Origin of the sequence: Kitasatospora sp. NPDC004614 (assembly GCF_042873675.1) — a bacterium.
In the GTDB taxonomy this organism is placed as follows: Bacteria; Actinomycetota; Actinomycetes; order Streptomycetales; family Streptomycetaceae; genus Kitasatospora.
Map to the genome: position 1 here is coordinate 435957 of NZ_JBIALR010000001.1, position 21520 is coordinate 457476.

The 21520-nt window shown below is 72.9% G+C and carries 18 protein-coding genes and 1 pseudogene; 11 read left to right on the forward strand and 8 right to left on the reverse strand.

Annotated features, from left to right (window positions below; genetic code table 11):
- Positions 1 to 12 precede the first annotated feature (12 nt).
- Positions 13 to 483 (reverse strand): annotated as a pseudogene (locus ACFYST_RS01840) (peptidase inhibitor family I36 protein); the annotation flags it as partial.
- A gap of 266 nt (positions 484 to 749) precedes the next feature.
- On the opposite strand from ACFYST_RS01840, the gene ACFYST_RS01845 reads away from it, so the two are divergent.
- Positions 750 to 1499 carry an ABC transporter ATP-binding protein gene (locus tag ACFYST_RS01845; RefSeq protein WP_387860055.1) on the forward strand — a complete coding sequence of 250 codons (750 nt, stop codon included), beginning with the start codon at positions 750 to 752 and terminating at the stop codon, positions 1497 to 1499.
- Positions 1496 to 3889 (forward strand): FtsX-like permease family protein, encoded by a 2394-nt coding sequence (locus tag ACFYST_RS01850; RefSeq protein WP_387859202.1) that lies wholly within the window; start codon positions 1496 to 1498, stop codon positions 3887 to 3889. Before ACFYST_RS01845 ends, ACFYST_RS01850 begins: the two co-directional genes overlap by 4 nt.
- 45 nt (positions 3890 to 3934) lie before the next feature.
- On the opposite strand, the gene ACFYST_RS01855 is transcribed toward ACFYST_RS01850, so the two are convergent.
- Together ACFYST_RS01855 and ACFYST_RS01860 are read right to left on the reverse strand one after the other, a co-directional pair.
- The gene (locus tag ACFYST_RS01855; RefSeq protein ID WP_387859204.1) at positions 3935 to 4642 is read right to left on the reverse strand and encodes a DUF2625 family protein; all 708 of its coding nucleotides are present in this window, start codon (positions 4640 to 4642) and stop codon (positions 3935 to 3937) included.
- 250 nt (positions 4643 to 4892) lie between these two features.
- The gene (locus tag ACFYST_RS01860) at positions 4893 to 5726 is read right to left on the reverse strand and encodes a LuxR C-terminal-related transcriptional regulator (RefSeq protein WP_387859206.1); all 834 of its coding nucleotides are present in this window, start codon (positions 5724 to 5726) and stop codon (positions 4893 to 4895) included.
- A 567-nt stretch (positions 5727 to 6293) separates the two neighbouring features.
- On the opposite strand from ACFYST_RS01860, the gene ACFYST_RS01865 reads away from it, so the two are divergent.
- The 6 genes from ACFYST_RS01865 to ACFYST_RS01890 all read left to right on the forward strand — a co-directional run bounded on the left by ACFYST_RS01865 (position 6294) and on the right by ACFYST_RS01890 (position 13629).
- A complete protein-coding gene (locus ACFYST_RS01865) occupies positions 6294 to 7241 on the forward strand; it encodes an ABC transporter permease (RefSeq protein ID WP_387635776.1) in 948 nt (315 codons plus the stop codon).
- Between the two features lie 46 nt (positions 7242 to 7287).
- Positions 7288 to 8988, forward strand: a complete 1701-nt coding sequence (locus tag ACFYST_RS01870; RefSeq protein WP_387859208.1) for an ATP-binding cassette domain-containing protein — start codon at positions 7288 to 7290, stop codon at positions 8986 to 8988.
- The gene (locus tag ACFYST_RS01875) at positions 8985 to 9833 is read left to right on the forward strand and encodes an ABC transporter ATP-binding protein (protein WP_387859210.1); all 849 of its coding nucleotides are present in this window, start codon (positions 8985 to 8987) and stop codon (positions 9831 to 9833) included. Before ACFYST_RS01870 ends, ACFYST_RS01875 begins: the two co-directional genes overlap by 4 nt.
- A complete protein-coding gene (locus ACFYST_RS01880; RefSeq protein ID WP_387859211.1) occupies positions 9830 to 11434 on the forward strand; it encodes an ABC transporter substrate-binding protein in 1605 nt (534 codons plus the stop codon). The genes ACFYST_RS01875 and ACFYST_RS01880 overlap by 4 nt, the downstream gene beginning before the upstream one ends.
- A 35-nt stretch (positions 11435 to 11469) precedes the next feature.
- The gene (locus tag ACFYST_RS01885) at positions 11470 to 12483 is read left to right on the forward strand and encodes an LLM class F420-dependent oxidoreductase (RefSeq protein WP_387859213.1); all 1014 of its coding nucleotides are present in this window, start codon (positions 11470 to 11472) and stop codon (positions 12481 to 12483) included.
- A gap of 66 nt (positions 12484 to 12549) precedes the next feature.
- Entirely contained in the window at positions 12550 to 13629 is a 1080-nt protein-coding gene (locus ACFYST_RS01890) for an LLM class flavin-dependent oxidoreductase (protein ID WP_387859214.1), read from the forward strand.
- A gap of 826 nt (positions 13630 to 14455) precedes the next feature.
- Here the strand turns inward: ACFYST_RS01890 and ACFYST_RS01895 are convergent.
- Positions 14456 to 15217 (reverse strand): alpha/beta fold hydrolase, encoded by a 762-nt coding sequence (locus ACFYST_RS01895; protein ID WP_387859216.1) that lies wholly within the window; start codon positions 15215 to 15217, stop codon positions 14456 to 14458.
- A gap of 54 nt (positions 15218 to 15271) precedes the next feature.
- Complete coding sequence (locus ACFYST_RS01900; RefSeq protein WP_387859217.1) at positions 15272 to 15751, reverse strand: ATP-binding protein; 480 nt, start codon at positions 15749 to 15751, stop codon at positions 15272 to 15274.
- Positions 15752 to 15978: 227 nt separating this feature from the next.
- Between ACFYST_RS01900 and ACFYST_RS01905 the strand changes: the two genes are divergently transcribed.
- Both ACFYST_RS01905 and ACFYST_RS01910 read left to right on the forward strand, forming a co-directional pair.
- Entirely contained in the window at positions 15979 to 16851 is an 873-nt protein-coding gene (locus ACFYST_RS01905; RefSeq protein WP_387859218.1) for a helix-turn-helix transcriptional regulator, read from the forward strand.
- 3 nt (positions 16852 to 16854) lie between these two features.
- Positions 16855 to 17085, forward strand: a complete 231-nt coding sequence (locus ACFYST_RS01910) for a DUF397 domain-containing protein (RefSeq protein ID WP_387635753.1) — start codon at positions 16855 to 16857, stop codon at positions 17083 to 17085.
- 245 nt (positions 17086 to 17330) lie between these two features.
- Here ACFYST_RS01910 and ACFYST_RS01915 read toward each other — a convergent pair whose 3' ends face one another.
- Positions 17331 to 17516 carry a hypothetical protein gene (locus tag ACFYST_RS01915; RefSeq protein WP_387859220.1) on the reverse strand — a complete coding sequence of 62 codons (186 nt, stop codon included), beginning with the start codon at positions 17514 to 17516 and terminating at the stop codon, positions 17331 to 17333.
- Between ACFYST_RS01915 and ACFYST_RS01920 the strand changes: the two genes are divergently transcribed.
- On the forward strand, positions 17436 to 18296 hold the full coding sequence (locus ACFYST_RS01920; protein WP_387860058.1) for an ABC-three component system protein: 861 nt from the start codon (positions 17436 to 17438) through the stop codon (positions 18294 to 18296). The genes ACFYST_RS01915 and ACFYST_RS01920 overlap by 81 nt on opposite strands.
- A gap of 62 nt (positions 18297 to 18358) precedes the next feature.
- Here the strand turns inward: ACFYST_RS01920 and ACFYST_RS01925 are convergent, their stop codons facing one another.
- Both ACFYST_RS01925 and sigJ read right to left on the reverse strand, forming a co-directional pair.
- Positions 18359 to 20410, reverse strand: a complete 2052-nt coding sequence (locus tag ACFYST_RS01925) for an MMPL family transporter (RefSeq protein WP_387859222.1) — start codon at positions 20408 to 20410, stop codon at positions 18359 to 18361.
- The gene (gene sigJ, locus ACFYST_RS01930; RefSeq protein WP_387859223.1) at positions 20407 to 21357 is read right to left on the reverse strand and encodes an RNA polymerase sigma factor SigJ; all 951 of its coding nucleotides are present in this window, start codon (positions 21355 to 21357) and stop codon (positions 20407 to 20409) included. Before sigJ ends, ACFYST_RS01925 begins: the two co-directional genes overlap by 4 nt.
- Between the last annotated feature and the right edge of the window lie 163 nt (positions 21358 to 21520).

Consider the following 21520-nt stretch of genomic DNA (forward strand, 5'->3'; position numbering starts at 1 on the left):
CGTGTCGAACAGGGAGGCGGTGTACCCGGTCATGTTGTAGACGCTCCGCGCGGGGATGCCGCTGCTGGTGCAGAATCCGAGATTCCAGTAGGAGTTCTGTACGACGTCACCGGTGAAGTCCGCGCCCGAGTAGAAGCACACCCCCCCCTTCTCGCAGACCGGGGACACCGGGAACGACTTCACGTCGGATCCGATGCTCGCCGCCGAGAAGCCGGGCGGGTGGATGGCGACGGGGGCTCCGGAGCAGTCCTCGTTCCCGTAGGTTTCGAACTGGAACCTGGTGTTGTCGTAGAGCGACTCGACCCTCGACCTGGTCCCGTCGGGCCAGGTGACTTTTCCGCCCTTGGCGCACCCGCCCGGCTTGGGATCGGCCGCCCGGAACGTGCCCGAGTAGTCCGGCTCGGACCAGAAGCAGAACTTGTCCTTGGGACAGTCCTCCTCGGCGGCGTGGGCCGGCGCGGTGAGCCCCGGCAGGACGGAAATTTAGAGTGCGGCGGCCACCGCCGCCAGGCATCCGGCAACTGACATGCTCATGAGCATCCTTGGGGTGAGCAAAGGGATGGTGGACGAACGAGCAGACGGTAACGGCCGTCCCGGGCCTGCGGCGCGGACGACGGACCGGAACGACCCGATCGAATGAAGCCCTGCGTTCCGTCGCAGGTCGGGGGCAGATCAGGGTCGGGATCAGGGGGGTTCCCGGAGGTGCTGGGGGTGGACGGGGGTCTAGCGTCTGGGCGGTGGAGAACGACATGGTGGCGGGGGAGCAAGTGGTGCGGCTGGCCGGGGTGCGGCGGGCGTACCGACGGGGTGAGGGGGTGGTGCGGGCGCTGGATGGGGTGGATGCCGGGTTCGTGGCGGGGAGTTTTACGGCGGTGATGGGGTCGTCGGGGTCGGGGAAGTCGACGCTGCTGCTGTGTGCGGCCGGGCTGGAGCCGGTGGACGCGGGGGAGGTGCTGCTGGACGGCGCGCCCGTGCACCGGATGTCGGAGCGGGCGCTGACCGAACTGCGGCGGGAGCAACTCGGGTTCGTGTTCCAGTCGTTCAACTTGGTACCCGTTCTGACGGCCCGTCAGAATGTGGAGCTGCCACTGCGGTTGGCCGGGCGGCCCATTGATTCGGCGGAGATCGACCGGCGGCTGGCGGAGGTCGGGCTCGCGGAGCGGGGCGACCATCGTCCCGCCGAGTTGTCGGGCGGTCAGCAGCAACGGGTCGCGATCGCACGGGCGTTGGCCGCCGGGCCGAAGGTGATCTTCGCGGACGAGCCGACCGGCGCCCTGGACTCGCGTTCGGCGCGGGCGGTGCTGGCGTTGCTGCGCGAGGTGGTGGAGCGGCACCGCCGGACGGTGGTCATGGTGACGCACGACCCGGTGGCCGCCTCGTACGCCCAGCGGGTGCTGTTTCTCGCGGACGGCCGGGTGGTCGGCGAGCTGCACGAGCCGACGGCGGAGGCCGTCGCGCTGCGGATGGCCGCGCTGGAGCCGGAGGAGCAGGCGTGTTGAGGCTCGCGGCAGCCACGTTGAAGGGGCGCTGGACGAGCTTCCTCGGCGCGCTCGTCGCGCTCGCGCTCGGTACGACAATGATCGGGACCATGGCGCTGGTCCTCACCGCGACCTTCGGCACCCCGCACCCCGGGCCGCAGCGCTTCCGGGACGCGGGGACGGTCGTCGCCCCCGCCGGGTTCGCGGGGCGTGCGATGAAGGCTCCGGCGGTCCTTCCGCCTGAGCTGGTCGGGCAGTTGGCCGGTGCCGTCGCCGACCGCAGCTTCCCGGTCCGATTCGACGGCGACGCCACCGGACACCCCTGGTCCTCGGCCGCGTACGCCGACTACCACCTGCGCGCCGGACGCCCGCCGCAGGCGACCGACGAGGCGGTGCTGACCGGCGCGGACACACAACTGATCGGCCGGCAGGTGGAGTTGGGAGTCGGACGCTACCGGGTGGTGGGCGTCACCGAGGGGCGCTGGTTCGAGCGGGCCGCGTTCTTCACCGACGCCGAGGCGCAGCGGCTGTCGCCGGGCATCAACGCGCTGGTCTCGGACATGACGCCCGATCAACTGCGGGCCACGGTCGGCGAACGGGCCGCCGTGCTGGCCGGCCAGGACCGGACCGGGCTCGACCCCGACGACACCGGGGGCGCGCAGGCGCTGGCCAACGCGCAGGCGATGGCGGGCAGTACCACCGGACTGGCCGTCTGCGTGGCCGTGTTCGTGGTCGTCGCGACCTTCGCGTTCGCCACGGAGCAGCGCCGTCGCGAACTCGCCCTGCTGCGCCTGGTCGGCGCCGCGCCCCGGCAGGTGCGGCGGCTGGTGCTCGGCGAGGCCGCCCTGATCGGCACGGCCGCCGCGCTGCTCGGCTGCGCGCTCGCGCCGCTCGCCGTCGGCCCGTTGCACGGATGGATGCTGCGGCACGAGGTCGCCCCGTCCTGGTTCACCGTGCCCGTGCACCCGCTGCCGCTGCTGGTCGCGTTCGTGCTGGGAGTGGTTGCCGCGCTGGCCGGTTCGGCGGCGACGCTGCTGCGGGTGTCGGTGATCCGCCCCGCCGAGGCGCTGCGGGAGAGCGCGGTGGAGCGGCGCGGCCGGGTCCCGGTGCGGCTGCTGCTGGGCGGTGCGCTGCTGGTCGGGGCGGTGGTCGCGGGCGCGGTCGTCGCCCGTTCCGAGCCGTACCTGGCGGCCAACGTCCGCAAGTACCAGGCCGTCCCGGTGCTGTACGTCGGTGCGTTCGCACTGCTCGCGCCGGTGCTTCTGCCGCCGCTGGTACGGCTGTTGACCTGGCCGATACGGCGTTCCACGAAGGCGGGCCCGATGCTGGTGCGCGAGAACGTGCTGACCGAACGGCGGCGCACCGCCGCGACGGTGGCGCCGATCGTGATCGCGGTCGGGCTGGTCGGCACCCTGCTGACGGTGCAGCAGTCCGCGGACGCCGCCGTCCTGGCCCGCCAGCGCCAGGAGGTGCGGGCGACGGACGTGGTGCTGGCGCCGCCCGGTGCGACGGGTCTGGCGGAGCGGCTGGCCGCCGCGCCCGGTGTCCGGGTCACGCCCGTGACCTCGCTGAACGTCAAGATCGGGACGCCGGCGGGCGAGCAGCTCGACTCGCTGCGGGTGCAGGCCGTCCCGGCGGCGGCGTTCGGCCGGACGTTCACGCCGCCGGTGCGGGACGGGTCGGTGGCGGCGCTGCCGGACGACTTCCTGGTGATCGACGAGCACGCGGCCTCTGCGGACGGCATTGCCGTGGGAGACAGGCTGGTTGCCCTGCTGCCGACGGGCGCCCGCGTTCCGGTGGTGGTCGCGGCGGTGGTGGCGCGCGGGCTCGGCGGTGACGACGCGTACCTGTCGGCGTCGGTGACCGGGGCAGTGGCGCCCACCCTGCTGTATCTGGACGGGCTGGGCGACTCTCAACTCCCGGCGGTCGAGCGGGCGTTGGCGGGGACGGGTGCGCGGTTGACCACCCGGCAGGCCGTATTGGCGGCCGCGCACGCGAAGGCCGCCGAACAGGCCGACAACGCGGCCGTGGTGGTCCTCGGCATCGCACTGGCGTACTCGCTGATCTCGGTCGCAGGCACGCTCGCGATGGCCGTGGCCGGACGCCACCGCGAGTTCGCCCTGCTCGGACTCGCGGGGGCGGTGCGCCGCCAGATCGTGGCGGTGGTGGCCGCCGAGGCGGCGATCGCCGTCCTGGCCGGTACCTTGCTTGCGGCGGCCGCCACCGCGCTCACCGCCGTGACCCAACACGCCGCGCTGACCGCCCTGTTGGCCGACCCGTCAATCGCCGTCGCCTGGCCCGAACTGCTGGCCACTGCCGTTCTCTGCGCGGCCGTCACCCTCACCACCGCGGCTGGCTGCACAGTCCGCGCCACCCGCCCGCGGGCAGCGGCGGACACCCGTGTGCAGTAGCCGGGGAGATACGGGGGTGCCAGTCGCGTCGAGGCGGCCCCGTCGCTACACGTCGCCGAGGAAGCCGGGGTCCGGTAGCCCCACCTGCTGCGCGAACTCTCCCGCAATGCCGAGGAGTTCGCGCATCGGGACCGGCTTCCGGCTGGTGGCCGCGAGATCCTCGTGGGCCTGCTCCGACCACAGGAACGGGTAGACCGCGATCCCCTCGTCGGCCGCGAGCGCTGCTGTCTCCTCGCGCCAACCCGGCCACCGCAGGCCGTCGTAGAACGTCTCCCACTGCCCGGACAGCAACCAGCCGAGCCAGGCCGAGTGGCCCACGTCCAGGGACTCCCATTCCAGCGAGTCGGGCGCGAAGTACGTCACTTGGCCGGGTGTGCCGGGGCGGCCCTCGGCGGCCGGGTCGTGGCCGTTCAGGGCGAAGACGCCGCCGAGGACGTCGTGGGCGAGGACCAGGCCGGTCCCCGGGTGCCAGGCGGGATCGAACGTGGCGGGGAACCGGTTGACCCGGCCCAGGCTCGCGGGCCCGCCGCCTCCGAAGACGCGGAGCCAGCCGTCGTCCAGCAGCAGGCCGCCGGTGTGCAGGGTCAGTGCGCCGAGGGTGGAGCGTGCGGTGACCTGGAGTTGCAGCAGACAGCGGCGGGCCTCCTGCTCATCGGCGGGCAGGACCCGGACGGAAGGGGCGCCGTCGAGGGCCTTCCGCAGCTCGGGCCAGGCGGGGTCGTCCACGTCGATGAGTTCGTCGAGTTCGCGCATCCGTGGATAATCTCAGCCCCGGCCGGAGCAACCCGGCCGGGGCCCCGTAGGTCGGGCCGACCGGTTCGACGAGTGGAGAGGTGCCGAGTGAGCCGTGAGGAGTGGCACCTCGACTGGGCGGACGCCTCGACGTTGTGGGGGATCGAGTGGCCCGAGGACGTCGATGCCGGGTTCGAGCGGCCGTGACCGCCGGCGGTACTGAGGCGGTGCAGCCAGAGGTCAACTCGGTTGCCCAGGTGTGCTGTTGGGCTCAGCCGGTGAGGCCGTGCCGGACGGCGTAGAGCGCGGCGCGGAGGCGGTCGGACTGGCCGGTTTTTCGCATGGCGTGGGTGAGGTGTTTCTTGACGGTGGCTTCGGCGAGGGTGAGGCGGCGGGCGATCTCGGCGTTGCTGAGGCCGAGGGCGAGTTGGGTGAGGACCTGGCGTTCGCGGTCGGTCAGGCCGGCCTGGTCGAGGGGGCGTTCGGCGGGGGCGGGGTGTGGGCGCAGGGGAGTGGGGGCGGGGAGGAAGAGGGTCGCGCCCGCGGCGGCGAGGTGGACGGCGTCGATGATCCGGTCGGGCGGCAGGTCGAGGGGGAAGCAGCCGCTGCCGCCGGCCATCAGGATGCGGCTGGCCTCGGTGGTGGTCGCGGCGCGGCGCAGCAGCAGGACGCGTGCGTCGGGTGCGCCCTCGGGCCGGCGCAGTGCGGCGACGGCGGCGAGGTCGGCGTCCAGGCCGGGCCCTCGTCCGAGCAGGATCAGGTCGGGCCGGGCCCGGTGGACGGCGGCGACCGCGTGCGCGGCGTCGGTCGCGGTGCCGATCACGGCGAGTTCCGGGTCGGGCGCGAGGAGGCTGCGCAGTCCGGCGCTGACCACCGGGTGGCGTTCGATCAGGAAGATCCGGGTGGCGGCCGGCCGGTGGGCGCCGCCGGACGAGCAGAGCGGGTGGCCGCAGGCGCAGGCGGGAGCTGCGTCGGTGAGTAGTTGATGGCCCGCCAGCAGGTCGAGCGGGTTGTCGATCTCGGTGTGCAGGGCGTCCAGCGACCGGGTGCCGCGCCGGGTGGGCGGGCGCAGGGTGCGGGTGGAGCCGCGGGTCAGCGCGGGCACGGCACCTCCCGGCGGCGGGAGGGCGTGACGGGGTACGGGTACATGGCGGATCGGTCCCCTCGAAGGTGGCGGGCCGGGGCGCGGGGCCCCGGCACGGGACGTGGGGATCGGCGACGGCGGCCGGACGACGGCGTACGGCGCGGATCCCGGCGGAGGACGGGCGGCGCCCAGGGCCCGGTCAGGCCAGGGGGCGGCGCGCCGTGCCGGGGCGACACGTCTCGTCGAAGCACCTGCGGTGCCACGAGCCGCCGATCCCCCAGAGGGTGAAGTCGGTCCGCCGATATGCCATGCCGGAAATCGTATGTACGCCGCGAACGGGCGGTCAAGGACGATCCGCAGCCCCAGGGGCGACCCCAGCGCGATACCCCGTCCCGCCGGTCCTATGACCACCGGTACCGGCATGAACGCCTGGCTGGCTGCCCACGCGCACTGTTCGCAACCCTCGTGGACAACCCGACGGGCCGCGCCGCAAGCACCAAGGCAGCCTCTGGTGCCTCGCGCCCCGTCGCCGAACCGGAGGAACCGCAGCCCGATGCCCGCCACCGTCGTTTCTGACCCGAGCACCCCGTGAGCGGATTCCTGCTGCGCCGGCTGCTGCTCGCCGTGCCCACCCTGCTGGGGGTGAGCGCCGTCGTGTTCGCCACCGTCGCTCTCGTCCCCGGCGACCCCGTCACCGCGTTCCTCGGCCCCGGCGCACCCGCCGAGGCCCGGCAGGCGCTGGCGGAGCGGATCGGACTCGACCGGCCCCTGCCCGTCCGCTACCTCGACTGGCTCGGCCACGCCCTCACCGGCGACCTCGGCACCTCGACGTCCACCCAACGCCCCGTCACCGCACTGCTGTTGCCCGCCCTCGGCCAGACCCTCACCCTCACCGCCGCCGCCTTCGCCCTCGTCCTCGCCGGCGGCGTCCTGCTCGGCACCCTTGGCGCGCTGCGCCCGCGCGGCCCGTGGGGACGCCTGTGCAGCGCCGCCTCCACGCTCGCCGTCTCCGCCCCCCAGTACTCGGTGGCGCTGCTGCTGATCGCGGTGTTCGCCGTCCACTGGCAACTGCTCCCGGCCGGCGGCACCCACGACGCATTCGGCTCCGGCGGCGGGCCCGGCGACCTGCTCCGCCACCTGCTGCTGCCCGCGACCGCCGCCGCCCTCGTCCCGCTCGGCCTCACCGCACGCGTCCACCGCGCCGCGCTCTCCGCCGTCCTCGACGGCGACCTCGCCGACGGCCTGCGCGCCCGCGGCCTCGGCCGCGCCGCCGTACTGCGCCACTGCGCGCACAACGCCTCGCCCGCGCTGCTGACCATCGGCGGCCTGCAACTGGCCTACCTGCTGGAGGGAGTGGTCTTCGTGGAGACCCTGTTCACCTGGCCCGGCCTCGGCCGCCTGCTCTACGACGCGCTCACGGCCCGCGACCTGCCGCTGATCCAGGGCGGGGTGCTGATCGTCGGCGCGGCCTTCGTCGGCATCAACCTGCTGGTGGACGCCGCGCACGCCGCGATCGATCCCCGGGTGCGGGGCTGATGACATGACGACAAATCGACTTCCTGTTGTTGCGTTGGGCGTAGGCGTGCTGCTGCCTGTCCTGCTGGCCGTCGCCGCGCCGCTGCTCGCGCCCGCCGATCCCGCCGCCGGGCAGCTCGCCGACCGGCTGCTCGACCCCGGCAGCGCAGGGCACCTGTTGGGTACGGACGCGCAAGGGCGGGACCTGCTGAGCCGGCTGCTGTGGGCGGCTCGGCCCTCGCTGACGGCCGGACTGCTGCCCGTCGCGGTGGCCGGGGTGGCCGGTGCGCTGCTCGGCATCGCCGCCGGGCTCGGCGGGCGGGTGACCGAGCAGGCCCTGTTGCGCACGCTGGACGTGCTGTACGCGTTCCCCGGCGTGCTGCTGGCGATCGCCGTCGCGTCGCTGCTCACACCCGGCTTGAGCGCGACGGTGCTGGCGCTGTCGGTGGTGCTGACACCGGCTGTCGCGCGGGTCGCGTTCACCGAGACGCGGCGGATCCGGGCCGCGGAGTACCTGGAGGCGGCGAGGGTCAGTGGTGCGACCTGGACCGCGCTGGTCCTGCGCCAAGTGCTGCCGGTGGTCGCGCCCGTGGTGCTCGTCTATGCGACCTCGCTGGTCGGCCTCGCGATCGTTTACGCCGCCGGCCTGTCGTTCCTCGGCCTGGGGGTCGCGCCGCCCACTCCTGAGTGGGGCGCGATGCTCGACGAGCTGCGCCCGGCGATCTTCACCCACCCATGGCTCGCGGCCATTCCCGCGCTGGTGATCCTGGCGGTCTCGGTGCTGTTCAACACCCTCGGCGAGACGCTCAGAGCGCGCGCGGGGGAGGGTGCGAAACCGGGGGCGCGGGGAACTGCGCGACAAGCGCAGGCCCGTCCGCAAGGTCGCGATCAAGTGCAACTGACTGTCCCGCGTCGCGATCAGGCTGGTGGACGCGTTCCTCTTCGCGCAGTTCCGCCCCCTCGCTTCGCTGCGGGTACCCCCAGCGCCCCTGGTGGTGCTCTCCCTGGTCGTGCACCGTCTGGCGCGCTGACGATCGAGGATCTGACGGTCGAGTACCCCGGTGGGGTGCGGGCCGTGGACGGAGTGAGCCTCACGCTCCCGGCCGGGCAGGCACTGGTGTTGCTCGGGGAGTCCGGGAGCGGGAAGACCACGATGGCGCGGACCGTTCTGGGGCTGCCCGGTCGCGGTGCGGCCGTGCGGGGGTCGGTGCGGCTCGGCGATGCCGAGCTTCTCGGGCTGCCGGAACGGGAGTTGTCGCGAATCCGGGGGCGGCGGATCGGCTACGTCCCGCAGGATCCGTCCGCGACTCTCGACCCGCTGCGCCGGATCGGCGCGCAGCTCGTGGAGGTGCTGCGCCGGCACGGCCTGGCGGACGGGCGGAAGGCGGCCTGCGCGGCCGCTCTTCCGGTGCTCGCCGCCGCCGGGTTGCCGGACCCGGAGCGGGCCGCCGCCGCGTACCCGCACGAGCTGTCCGGCGGGTTGCGGCAGCGTGCGGCGATCGCTCTCGCGGTGGCGTGCGGGCCCGAGTTGCTGATCGCGGACGAGCCGACCACCGCCCTGGACGCCCTGGTCCGGGCCCACATCCTCGACCTCTTCACCGCTCTGCGCACCGAGCGGGGACTCGCCCTGCTGCTGGTCACGCACGACCTCTCCGCTGCTGCCCGGATCGGCGGCACCGTCGCTGTTCTCCACCACGGCCGCCTGACCGCCACCGGCCCCGCCGGGACGCTCCTCGTCCCGGCCGACTCGGAAGGATCGCTTCGATGACCGTCGTCGCGTCGAGCAGTGCGGACGCACCCCTGCTCCGGCTGGATGCCGTCTCCAAGAGCTGGGCGGGCCGGGCTGCCGTCAGTGGGGTGAGTCTGGAGGTGCGGGCGGGGGAGGCCGTCGGGCTGGTGGGGGAGTCGGGGTCGGGGAAGTCGACGGTGGCACGGCTCGCGTTGGGGCTGCTGCGGCCGGACGGTGGGGCGGTGGCGTTCGAGGGGCGGGATCCGTCGCGGTTACGGGCGCGGGCGGATCGGGCGGTGCGGGGGAGGTTGCAGTTCGTGCCGCAGCATCCGCGCGGGTCGTTGAATCCGGCGTTGCGGGCCGGTGAGGCGGTCGGGTTCGCGTTGCGGGCGCACGGGGTGCCCCGGCGTCAACGGGCCGAGCGGGTCGGGGAGTTGTTCCGGCAGGTGGGTCTCGCTCCGGAGCTGGCCCGGCGGTTCCCGCGTGAACTGTCCGGCGGACAGCTGCAACGCGTCGCGGTGGCACGGGCGTTGGCGACCGGGCCGGCCCTGGTGGTGTGCGACGAGCCGACCTCCGCGCTCGATCCGTCCACCCAGCGGCGGCTGTTGGAGCTGCTGACCGAGCTGCGCGAACGCACCGGCACCGCCTACCTGTTCGTCTCGCACGACCTCTCGGCCGTCGCCCGCTTCGCGCACCGCACCCTGGTGCTGCGGGCCGGCCGGGTGGTCGAGCAGGGACCCACCGACACGCTCTGGACCGACCCCCAACACCCGTACACCCAAGCCCTGTTGGCCGCCTCAGGCCCGCGCGTGGAGCTGGCCGTCCCGCGCCGCGCCGACGACCGAAGCACCCGTACCACCGAACCCAGCGAAGGACCGTCATGAGCAAGTACGTCCGCATCCGTTCCAGAGCCGCCGCGCTGGCGGCCGCCACCGTCCTGCTGGCGACGGCCGGTTGCGCCGGTGCGGAGGCCGGGGCCGGGGGAGAGGCCGGCGGGGGCACGCTGGTGATCGGGGCGACCGGGAAGCTGCCGAACCTGGACACTGTGATCGGTGGCGCCGGGTTCGAGGGCAAACGACTGCTGAGCTTCCAGATCTACGAAGGGCTCACCCGCTACGAGCTGTTGAAGGACACCGACCGGCCGCCGCAGGTGACGGGCGCGCTCGCCGAGTCCTGGCAGGTCGCACCGGACGGGCTGACCTGGACGTTCACCCTGCGCAAGCGCGTCACGTTCCAGGACGGCACGCCGTTCGACGCCGACGCGGTGCTGTTCAACCTGCACCGCTACCTGGACAAGTCCAGCCCGGAGTACACCGATGCGCTCGGCGCCGCCGCCAAGGAGTACGCGGGCGACATCGCCTCCTACCGCAAGACCGACGACGCGCACATCGAGCTGGTCACCACCGCACCCAACGGGCACTTCCCCGAGGACCTGGCGCACGTACTGATCGCCAGCCCCACCGCCGTCCGCAAGAGCGGCAGCAGCGACTTCGCCCAACACCCGGTCGGCACCGGCCCGTTCGGGTTCGTCTCGCAGACCGAGGGACAGCAGGTCGAGCTCGCCGCCAACCGGACGTACTGGCGCGGCGCCCCGAAGCTCGACCGGCTGATCATCAAGGCGCTGCCCGACGCGGCGGCCCGAACTGCCGCGCTGCGCTCGGGCGGTGTCAACTGGATCGAGTACCCGAACCCCGACGACCTGGACAGCCTGAAGGCCGCCGGCGCGCAGATCCTCACCAACAGCTACGACCACCTCTGGTACTGGATCCTCGACACCAGCAAGGGGCCGTGGGCGGACGTGCGGGTCCGGCAGGCGGCGAACTACTCCATCGACCGGCAGGCCGTCGCGGACAAGCTGCTGCACGGCACCGCCGACCCGGCCTACCAGGCCGCGCCCCGGGCCACCGCCGCCTACGACCCGGCCGGCGACCGGTACTCCCACGACCCGGCCAAGGCGCGGCAGTTGCTCGCCGAGGCGGGCTATCCGAACGGGTTCAGTACCTCCGTGACGGTGCCCACCGGCGGCTCCGGCAACCTGCTGCCCGTGCCGATCACCGAGGCACTGCAGCGCGACCTCGCCGCCGTCGGCATCAAGGTGGAGATCCGTACCACCGACTGGACCACCCTGATCGGCGCCGAGGCCAAGGGGCAGGTCGCGCTCGGCTCCGACGCCATCGCCCAGTCCACCACGCTGTTCCAGTCCGAGGCGCTGCTGCCACTGTTCGTCGGCTCCAACAGCCCCTTCTGGACCGGGCATTACACCAACCCGAAGGTCGACAGCCTGCTCGCGAGCGCCGCCGCCAACCCCGAGCAGTCCGCCCGCCAGGCCGACTACCGCAGCGCGCTGCGGCAGGTCACCGAGGACGCGCCATGGCTGTTCGTGGTCAACGACCGCAACCCGCGCGCCCTCGCCCCCACCGTCCACGGACTCGTCCAGCCGCAGTCCTGGTTCCTCGACCTCACCACCGTCCGGGTCGGCAAGTGACGTCCCGTCAGTTCGGCTATGAGAAAGGCAAGTTCGTGACGAACGCCCTCCCGCACCACCGGGTGGCGCCCGCCTGGGGCATCACCCTGCCGCTGCCCGGGCTCACCATCGACCGCCACCGCTTCCTGGTCGAGCGGCTGCCGGAACTCGGCTACGGCGACGTGTGGAGCGCGGAGGGCGGCGGCACCGACGCGTTCACCCCGCTCGCCGCCACCGCCGCCTGGTCGCCGCACCTGCGGATCGCCACCGGCATCGTCCCCGTCCACACCCGCGGGCCGGCCGTGCTCGCCCAGACCGCCGCCACGCTCGCCCAACTCGCGCCAGGGCGAGTCCTGTTGGGCATCGGGGCGTCCGTTCCCGCGCACGTCACCGACATCAACGGCATTCCGTTCGACGAGCCCTTCAAGCGCACCCGCGACGTGCTGCGATTCCTGACCGCCGCGCTGCGCGGAGAACACGTCGCCGGAGAGTTCGACACCTTCTCCATCACCGGCTACCGCCTGCCCCACCCGCCCGCCGAACCGGTCAAGGTCATCCTCGGCGCGCTGCGGCCCGGCATGCTGCGGCTCGGCTTCGCCGAAGGCGACGGTGCGATCACCAACCTGCTTGGCGCCCACGACCTGCCGAAGGTGCTCGACACAGTCGGGCCGCAGCCACCCGGCAAGGAACTCGTCGTCAAGGTGTTCGTCTGCCCCACCGAGGACACCGCGTACGCGCACCGCGCCAGCCGGCCGTTCCTCGCCTGGATCCTCAACCGCGAGCCCTACCGCAAGTTCCACCAGTGGCTCGGCAACGGGGAGTTGCTCGCCGAAACGCACAAGCGCTGGGCCGACGGCGACCACGAGGGCGCGCAGCGCGCCCTGCCCGACGAGGTCGTCGACGCGCTGTTCATCAGCGGCTCGCCCGAGGAGTGCCGCGAACAGATCCTGCGCTACCAGCAGCCCGGCGTCACCGCCATCCAGCTGTACGTCTCGCTGCCGCCCGAGGTGTTCGCCAGCCGCACCCGGCTGCTCGACACCCTCGCCCGGCTCGGGCCCGCCGCAAGGTGACCGCCAACTGTCCCGGGGCGGGCCGCAGTCGGGCGGCCCGCCCGCCACCCCTCGTGGAGGAACCCCATGGAACTCGAACTGCGCGGAGGCGTCCGCGCCGCCCCCGTCCTCGGCGACACCCCCGCCGAACGGCAGGCCCTGCGCTGGGCACCCGATCCGCGCGAACGCACCGCCGACCCCGCCCACATCAGCCGCACCGCACGGGAGTTGGAGGAGGACGGGCTGGACAGCGCGCTCGTCGTCCAGTCCTCCTCCTGGCCCGACCCCTGGCTGGTGGCCGGCTGGGCACTCGCCGCCACCAGCCGCCTGCGGATCGCAGCCGCGCACCGCATCGGCACCAACTCGCCGACCGTGGCCGCCCGTTCACTCGCCACGCTCGATCGGCTCTCCGGCGGACGGATCAGCGCCCACGTGATCATCGGCTCCAGCGACGCGGACGTCGCCCGGGACGGCGACACCCTTCCCAAGGCCGAACGGTACCGGCGCGCCGAGGAGTACCTGTCGGTCTTCACCCGCTACCTCGCCACCGAGACCGACCTCGACCACCACGGCGAGTACTACACCCTGCGCGCCGCCAGGCCCGGCCTGCGGCCCGCCCCCGGCAGCGAGTTGATCTCCTTCGGCGGCTCCTCGCCGCAGGGCGTCGAACTCGCCGCGAAATACGCGCAGGTGTACGCCGTCCCCCCGCTCCCGCTGCCCGACACCCGACTGCGGATCGCCGAAGCCCGCGCCGCCGCCGCCCGCCACGGTCGCACCCTGCGCATCTGGCGGCACGTCACCGTCGTCCTCGCCGAGACCGACACCGCCGCACAGCAGCACCTCCGCCGACTCCGCCGCGACGCGATGCGGCTCACCGCCGGTCCCGACGCCGCCCGGCACCTCGACGCCGTCGCGCTCGACCGCGACCGCGAACGCGGCCGCGAAGGTGCCGGTGCGGACCAGGTCGCCTCCTACATCCGCCGCAACCTCACCAACGCCTACACCGGCTCCCCCGCGACCGTCGCCACCCGCATCCACCTCCTCCGCGCCGCCGGCGTCGACATCGTCCAACTCGACCTCCCCACCGAGACGGCGCGCGACCGCGCCCTCCGCCGCGAGCTGGTCACCCACCTGCGGAACCCACTGTCGGTGCGGCGGGCGTGGTGAGACGAGGCCTGCGGCCGGCGAGGTGGGGGTGGGGGTTTGCGGCCTGCGGGCCGGTGGGGGTGGGGACGGGTGGTGGCCTGCGGCTGGCGGAGTGGTGGGTTGGGGGAGAGGGCTTGACCGCCCCTTCGCCGCCGGCGTTTGGTCGCCGGTTTTCGCGGCCCGCTGTCGGTGGGGCGGGCGTGGTGAGACGCGGCCTGCGGTCGGGGAGGTGGGGGTGAGGGTTTGCGGCCCGCGGCCGGCGGAGTGGTGGGTTGGGGGGAAGGCTTGACCGCGCCCTTCGCCGCTGGCATTTGGTCGCTGGTCCTCTCGGCCCGCTGTCGGTGGGGCGGGCGTGGTGAGACGCGGCCTGCGGCCGGCGGCGGGGTGGGGGTTTGCGGCCTGCGGCTGGCGGAGTGGTGGGTTGGGGGAGAGGGCTTGACCGCGCCCTTCGCCGCTGGCGTTTGTTCGCCGGTCCTCGCGGCCTGCTGTCGGTGCGGCGGGCGTGGTGAGTCGCGGCTTGCGGTCGGGGAGGTGGGGGTGGGGCAGTGGCCTGCGGCCGGTGGGGGTGGGGACGGGTGTTGGCCTGCGGCTGGCGGAGTGGTGGGTTGGGGGGAGCAGGCTTGACCGCCCCTTCGCCGCCCGCGTCTGGTCGCCGGTCCTCGCGGCCCGCTGTCGGTGCGGCGGGCGTGGTGAGACGCGGCCTGCGGCCGGCGGTAGGGGCGAGGGACTACGTCGCTAGTTGGCCGCCCACCGCTGCGACGCGCTTCGGCGGCCTGCGGAGGCGGCCGGGAGGCCGCCGGAGGCGGGGCGGGCGTTGGGCCGTGGGGTTGTCGTGCAGGCGGTTCGGTCAGTTGATCAGGCGGAGGACCGTGTCGGGGGCCCGGAGGGGTGGGAGGTGGTCGACGTCGGGGAGGCGGATGAGGGCGCAGGTGAGGCGGGTGGCGGTCTGTTCGGCGCAGTCGATGGCGGCGGGGCGGTCGAGGTCGCCGATGAGGACGGTGGCGGGTATTGCGGTCAGTTCGGTGAGGCGGTCGAAGACCGGGGGGTCGGGCTGTTGGTGGATGTCCTCGCCGGGCCAGGCCCGGGCCGCGGAGCGGAGCTGGGAGCTTGCGGCCTCGTCGGCGCCGGACGCCGCCCACTCGCGCAGGCCGTAGGCGGTCAGGCCGTCCAGGTCGTCCGCGGCCACCAGCCGGTCGTATTCGGCGTCGAGTTCGGGTTCGTCCGGCCACGGGTAGCCGGGCACGCCGGGGCAGAGCAGCACCAACGACTCGACCCGCTCGGGCTGTTGGAGGGCGAACCCGAGTGCCGTCCCGCCACCCATGCTGCAGCCGACCAGGCGGAGCCGGACCCGGTCGAGCCCGAAGTGGTCCAGGACGGCGTGCAGGTCTGCCAGGGGCGAGTACGCGGTGGTGGGCTGCGGCGAGCGCCCGTAGCCGCGCACGTCGTAGCGGATCACCCGGTGGCGCGCGGTGAGTTCGGGCAGCAGCCCGTCCCAGATCCGCGAGTCGCCGACCCCGGGGTGCAGCAGTACCACGGGCGGCCCGTCACCCCCGCTGTCCGCCGCCCATACGTCCCCGTCGCCGAGTTGGATCAGTCCGTCCCATGTCATGGCGGTCATTGTGCGGAGCAAGTCGCCTGCCGCGCATCGGAATTCCCGGGGGCCTCACGCCGCGGTGGTGCGGTCGCGGGGCAGGGTGCAGGTGATCTGCTTGCCGAGCGGGGTGGGGGTGACCGTCCAGCCGGGGGCGAGCGCGTCGAGGATCCACAGGCCGCGGCCGGTGCCCGTGCGCGAGTTGTCGGGTGGCTCGGCGGAACGGGCCGGCAGGACGGCGGGTTCGGGGTCGTGGACCTGGACGACGAACTCGTGGCCGGCGTCGGCCAGTCGGACGATCACGGGCGCGTGCGGGCCGCACAGCCGTACCGCGTTGCCGACGAGTTCGCTGGCCACCAGGCGGGCGGCCTCGGCGACTTCCTCGGCGGCGCCGGCCGAGGTGACCGTCTTGAAGACCCGGGCCCGCATCTCGACCAGGTGTTCGGCGCTGGCGTTCATGTGCAGGACGAATCCGTCGGGGCGCGGCGAGAGGTAGAAGCCGCGGGTGGCGGAGTCGGGTTCGGGCGGTGCTGGGGCGCGGTGTTCGCGCATGGCGGGCTCCCGTGCGGCTGAGCAAACCGCCGACCGTGAGGGCGAGTTGAGGCGCCCCTCGGTCGGCGCAAGGAAGGCAGCGGCGTGTGCCACGCGGCGTGACCGGGCGGTCGCGTCGTGCTACCGGGAGTCAGCATGCCTGCCAGGTTGCCCGGTGGGCAATATGCCCAGCCGGTTTTCCCTCGATCGGTTGCTGTGTGCTTGCGGAGCAGTGGAGACTGGCGCCCATGGCGAAGAGGAACCCCGCCCCCAAGTCCGTGTATCGACGTCAGCTCGCCTCCAGGCTCAAGGAGTTGCGAGATGCCAGAGAGCTGACGCTCACTCAGGTGGCCGAGGTGGTGGAGGTCAACCAGAGCTCGCTGAGCCGGATCGAGAACGGCGACCGTGGCACAACTCCGTTGTTGGTCAAGGCATTGCTGGACTGTTACCAGGTCATTGACCCGGTCGAGCGGGAGGACATCCTCGACCTGGTCCGCGCGGATCAGGCCCAGCGGCAGCAGTGGTGGAAGAAGTACTCGGCCGTCATCAACACCACGCAGTACGGCGGTTACCTGGCGCTCGAGTCCAGTGCCACCAGCCTCCGCTCCTACGAACCGCAGCTGATGCCGGGCCTGCTGCAGACCGCCGACTACGCGCGGCGGGTCATCACCGAGATGCGAGTGGATCTGACGGCCAAACAGATTGACGCATTGGTGACGGTGCGGATGGAGCGGCAGGACAAGCTGCTGGGACGCGAGGACGCCCCGAAGCTCTGGGCGGTGATCGACGAAGCAGCAATACGAAGGATCGGTAGCAACCGTACTGTTCTGAAAGGGCAGTTGGAACATCTTCTGGAGGTCTCGCCGCGACCTGGCATCACGCTTCAGCTGCTGCCGTTCTCGGCCGGTTTTCACCCAGGACTCTACGGATCGTTCATGCTCATGGGCTTCCCGGATTCGAATCCGGACGTCGTGTGGGTGGAGAATCTGACCAACTCGGTGTACTTCGAGGGATCCGAGGATGTGGAGCGCTACACCGAGGTCTTCGACCATCTGCGGGCCCGTGCCCTCGGCCCACCCGAGACCCGCAGCCAGATCAACAAGATTCTCAAGGAGCTGTAAGAGTTGAGCACCACCAAGCCCGTCCCCGCCGAGCTGGACTTCTCGGATGTCGTCTGGGAGAAGTCCCCGTTCAGCGGGGGCAACGACAACTGTGTGGAGTTCGGCGTGGTCGGCACGTTCATCGCGGTCCGTGACTCCAAGCGGCCGCAGCAGACGCCTCTCGTCTACACCCGCGACGAGATCCGGGCCATGGTCCAGGGCGCGAAGGCCGGCGCCTTCGACCACCTGGTCTGACGGCAGTTGGCCCACTGACGTCAACGGCCCCGTTCGACGCACCACACCCTGGGTGCGGCCGAGCGGGGCCGTTTTGGACGGTTCGTCAGATCCCCCGAAGTGGTGAACTTTTCAGCGGGTTGGAGGGTGACCGGGAGGTGTCCGGCATCGTTCCCCAGGCGAACGGACGCTGTCCGGGGTATCACGGCGTTGCCGTGACCGCAGGGATCGTGCGGGACGAGGAGGAGAACCGTGCTTCTTCCGCATCAGCGGCAGTACGCGCAGGCCAGGTGGCGCGCGATGCTGGAGGAGAGTTCGGGGAGTGAGTTCGAGAAGCTGTTCCATCGGCCGACGACCCCGAGGTCCGCTACCTGGACCAGGTCTACGCCGACCTCGGAGTCACCCTCGGTTCCCAGGTCAAGCGGCGTTTCGAAGAAGTCCGGGACTTCCATCGGGCGGTCGTGCACAACCGCCGCAAGTACCTGGCCGAGGAGATCGCCGCGACCCGCACGCGCCTGGAAGGGCGGGTGGCGGAGCGGAACCTCCTGGACTCCCAACAGGCCGCGCTGCTGCGGGAACTGAACGAAGGCGGGGCCCTGGAGGCGCTCACCACCCTGCAGAAGGCGCTGGCCCAGGAAGAAGCGGCGCTGGGTGCGCTGAAGCACCGCTACGAGGCCGCGCAGGCGATCGAGACGAGCAGCCGGGAGATCGAGGCAGCACGCATCGATCTGGATCGGGCGGTCGAGCTGGACATCGCGGAACGGCGGCATCAGATCGACCGGGCCACCCTGCTGTTCAACAGCTTCGTCCAGCGTCTCTACGGAACCGGCCGCCCGTCGTACCTCTCGGTGGATGCGGGAAGGACGAGTCTGAAGATCACCCCGAAGATCGACAGCGACGTCAGCCAGGGCATCAACCGGATGGCGATCTTCTGCTTCGACCTGACACTCGCAGTCCTGGCGCACCGCGACGGCCGGGCCCCCGACTTCCTGGTGCACGACAGTCACCTGTTCGACGGCGTCGACGAGCGGCAGCTGACCCGGGCGCTGGAGCTGGCCGCGGAGGTGATGGACCGCGAGCGCATGCAGTACCTGGTGACGATCAACGAGGACGAACTCGCCAAGGCCGAGTCGTGCGGGTTCGATGCGGGCCCGTACGTGATCGAGCCCAGGCTGACGGACCGCTACGACGAAGGCCGGCTGTTCGGGTTCCGCTTCGACCGGCGTACCTGAGCCCCCGGAGACCGGCCGGCGCGGATGGCGGTGCATCGTGACGCCGGCCGGTGCTGGGTGGGTCAGGGATGGCGGGTGGGCCACCAGAGGCGGGGGCCGGTGTCGAGGGTGAGGGCGGTGACGAGGACGGAGCGGACGAGGAGGGTGTCGAGGAGGACGCCGAAGGCGACGGTGAAGCCGAGTTCGGCGGCGAAGACCAGGGGGAGGGAGGCCATGGCGGCGAAGGTGCCGGCGAGGACGAGGCCGGCGGAGGTGATGACGCCGCCGGTGGCGGTGAGGGCGGTGCGGGCCGCGCGGCGGGTGCCGAGGGTGCGGGCGTCCTCGCGGACGCGGGTGACCAGGAAGATGTTGTAGTCGACGCCGAGGGCGACCAGGAAGACGAAGGCGAGGAGCGGGAACGAGGCGTCCGTCCCGGCGAAGTGGAACAGGTGGCGGAAGACCAGGGCGGAGACGCCGAGCGCCGCGCCGAACGAGAGCACCACGGTGCCGATCAGCAGCAGCGGGGCGAGGGCCGAGCGGAGCAGGACGGCGAGGATCAGCAGCACCGTCAGCAGGACGACCGGGATGATCAGGGCGTCGTCGCGGGAGGCCGCGTCCCGGGTGTCGAGGGCGATCGCGGTGGTGCCGCCGACGAGTGCGTCCGCGCCCGGTACGGCGTGCACCGCGGTGCGGGCGAGGGAGACGGTGCGCATCGCGTCCCGGCTGGACGGGTCGGCGGAGAGTTCGGCGGTCAACAGCACCTGATGGCCGGTCAGGAGGGGTTGCTGGACGGTCTGGACGCCCGGCACACCGGCCAACGCATCGCGGACGGTGGAGGCGGCGTCGGAGCGGGCCACCACGTACAGCGGGTCGCCCGCGCCCGCCGGGAAGTGCGCCGCCTGGACCTGCTTGCCGGCGGCGGTCTGCGGGCGGCCGGTGAACTGTTCGGTGTCGGCGAGGCCGTCCGCGCGCAGCGCGAAGCAGCCGAGGGCGAGGGCACCGAGGGCGAGTGCGGTGCCGATCCAGACGGTGCGGGGGCGGCGGGCGATGGCGTCGCCCAGGCGGGTCCAGGCCCGGCCGCCGTCGGGCGCGGCGGCGCCGTACTCGGGGCGGCGCGGCCAGAACGCCCGCCGCCCGCAGGCCACCAGCAGTGCGGGCATCAGCGTCAGCATGGCGAGCCAGCCGACCAGGACGCCGATCGCGCAGGCCGGCCCCATGCCGCGGGTGGAGTTGAGCTCGGCCAGGACGAGCAGCAGGAGCCCGGCCGCGACGGTCGCCGCCGAGGCGGTGACGGCGGGTGCGCAGCGGCGCAGGGCGCGGGCCATCGCCTCGTGCGGGTCCTGGTGGTGCGCGAGTTCCTCGCGGTAGCGGGCGATCAGCAGCAGCGCGTAGTCGGTGGCCGCGCCGAACACCAGCACCACCAGGATGAACCCGGTCTGCTTGTTGACGACCAGCCCGGCGTACCGGGCGAGCACGAACACCAGCGCCTCCGCGACCGCCAGCGCCCCGCCGACGGTGAGCAGCGACAGCAGCGGCAGCCACGGACTGCGGTAGGTGAGCAGCAGGATCAGCACCACCACGACCGCCGTGATCGTGGTCAGGCTGCCGCCCGCGCCGAACGCCTTGATGGAGTCGGACGCGTACCCGGCGGGCCCGGTGACGTGGAATCCCGGGCCGTCGGCGTGCGCGGTGCCGATCGCGGTCAGCGCGTCCACGGTGCGCCCGAGGCCCTCCCAGCCGTCCTGCCCCTTGTGCAGCTGGACGACGGTCTGCAGCGCCTGCCCGTCCGGCGAGGCCACCGGCCCCTGCACGGCGCCGACCACCGACTCGACGGCGGCGAAGGCCTTCGCATCGGCCTGGGCGTTGATCAGATCAGCGGATGTGATGCCGGTCTGGCGGTCGTACAGGACGATCGCCGGGACGGTGTCCGCCGCCCCGAGCGCGGCGGCCCGCTGCACCACGGCGGTGGACTCCGCCCCACCCGGCAGCCACGCCGCGTTGTCGTTCTGCTCCACTTCACCGAGCCGCCCCGCCAGCAGCAGGGCCGGTATCAGCAGCACCGCCCAGGCCGCCAGCACCACCCACTTGCCGCGCCGACCGGCGGGCACCGTCAGCCATCCGGCAAGCCCCTTCACGCCAGACCCCCCAGCTTGTCGGGGTTGGACACCGCGTAGATGCCGGAGATCCGGTCGCCGTCCGGCACCAGGTCCAGCACCAGCACCGCGAACGCCCGGCCGAACGCCGAAACCACCACCGCGGGCGCGCCATTGACGCTCCGCCAGTCCATCACCAGCGCACGACCGCCGAACTTCGGTGCCAGGGCCGCCAGCAGCCGCGCCACCTTGGCCCGGCCGGTGAGCGGACGCAGCCCCCCGGGAGCCTTCCCGCCGCCGTCGCCCCACAGCGTCACGTCCGGCGACAGCAACTCCAGCAGCGCCGCCAGATCCCCGCCGAGCGCCGCCGCAAGGAAACGTTCCGTCACCTGCCGCCGCACCGCCGGCTCCGGCTCGTACCGGGGCCGCCTGGCCTGCACGTGCTCCCGCGCCCGCTTCGTCAACTGCCGCACCGCCGCCGGGCTGCGCCCCAGGATCCCGGCGATCTCCGCGCCGCTGTACCCGAACACCTCGTGCAGCACGAACGCGCTGCGCTCCAGCGGCGAAAGCGTCTCCAGCACCACCAGCAGCGCCAACGACACCGCCTCGGCGTGCTCCACCGCCGCCTGCCCGTCCCCGACCGGCGCCCCCGGCTCCGCCAACGGACCCACCAGCGGCTCCGGCAGCCACGGCCCCACGTACGTCTCGCGCCGCCGGCTCACCGCCGCCTGCTGCGCCAGCGCCCGGTTCACCGCCACCCGCACCAGGTACGCCTTCGGGTGCTCCACCGGCCCCGCCGCCCCGTCCGCGCGCCGCGCCGCCCAGGCCAGCCAGGTGTCCTGCAGCACGTCCTCGGTGTCGGCGACGCTGCCGAGCAGGTTGTAGACGAGGGCGAACAGCAGCTCGCGATGCTCGGCGTACTCCCGCGTGGCTTCCTCGGAGGCTGTTCCTTCCGCGCGCTCCGCCTGCCCCGTCCGGTGCCCGGTCATCCTGGGTGTCCTCTCTGCCGATCGCGTTGATCGTGTTGATCGTGTTGGGGATGAGAGCGCTGCCGGGCCGCGAAAGTGACATGGCGGTGGACGGTGTGAGCCAGTTCACAGGGAGGGCCCGGCGGTTCGAACGGACGTACCCGCACCTCCAGTAGGCTGACCG

Excerpts from the sequence above, each read along its gene's own strand:
- ACFYST_RS01845 (WP_387860055.1), top strand. The coding sequence starts at position 750 with ATGGTGGCGGGGGAGCAAGTGGTGCGGCTGGCCGGGGTGCGGCGGGCG.
- ACFYST_RS01855 (WP_387859204.1), bottom strand. The coding sequence starts at position 4,642 with ATGCGCGAACTCGACGAACTCATCGACGTGGACGACCCCGCCTGGCCC.
- ACFYST_RS01875 (WP_387859210.1), top strand. The coding sequence starts at position 8,985 with ATGACCGTCGTCGCGTCGAGCAGTGCGGACGCACCCCTGCTCCGGCTG.
- ACFYST_RS01880 (WP_387859211.1), top strand. The coding sequence starts at position 9,830 with ATGAGCAAGTACGTCCGCATCCGTTCCAGAGCCGCCGCGCTGGCGGCC.
- ACFYST_RS01890 (WP_387859214.1), top strand. The coding sequence starts at position 12,550 with ATGGAACTCGAACTGCGCGGAGGCGTCCGCGCCGCCCCCGTCCTCGGC.
- ACFYST_RS01895 (WP_387859216.1), bottom strand. The coding sequence starts at position 15,217 with ATGACATGGGACGGACTGATCCAACTCGGCGACGGGGACGTATGGGCG.
- ACFYST_RS01900 (WP_387859217.1), bottom strand. The coding sequence starts at position 15,751 with ATGCGCGAACACCGCGCCCCAGCACCGCCCGAACCCGACTCCGCCACC.
- ACFYST_RS01905 (WP_387859218.1), top strand. The coding sequence starts at position 15,979 with ATGGCGAAGAGGAACCCCGCCCCCAAGTCCGTGTATCGACGTCAGCTC.
- ACFYST_RS01915 (WP_387859220.1), bottom strand. The coding sequence starts at position 17,516 with ATGGAAGTCCCGGACTTCTTCGAAACGCCGCTTGACCTGGGAACCGAG.
- sigJ (WP_387859223.1), bottom strand. The coding sequence starts at position 21,357 with ATGACCGGGCACCGGACGGGGCAGGCGGAGCGCGCGGAAGGAACAGCC.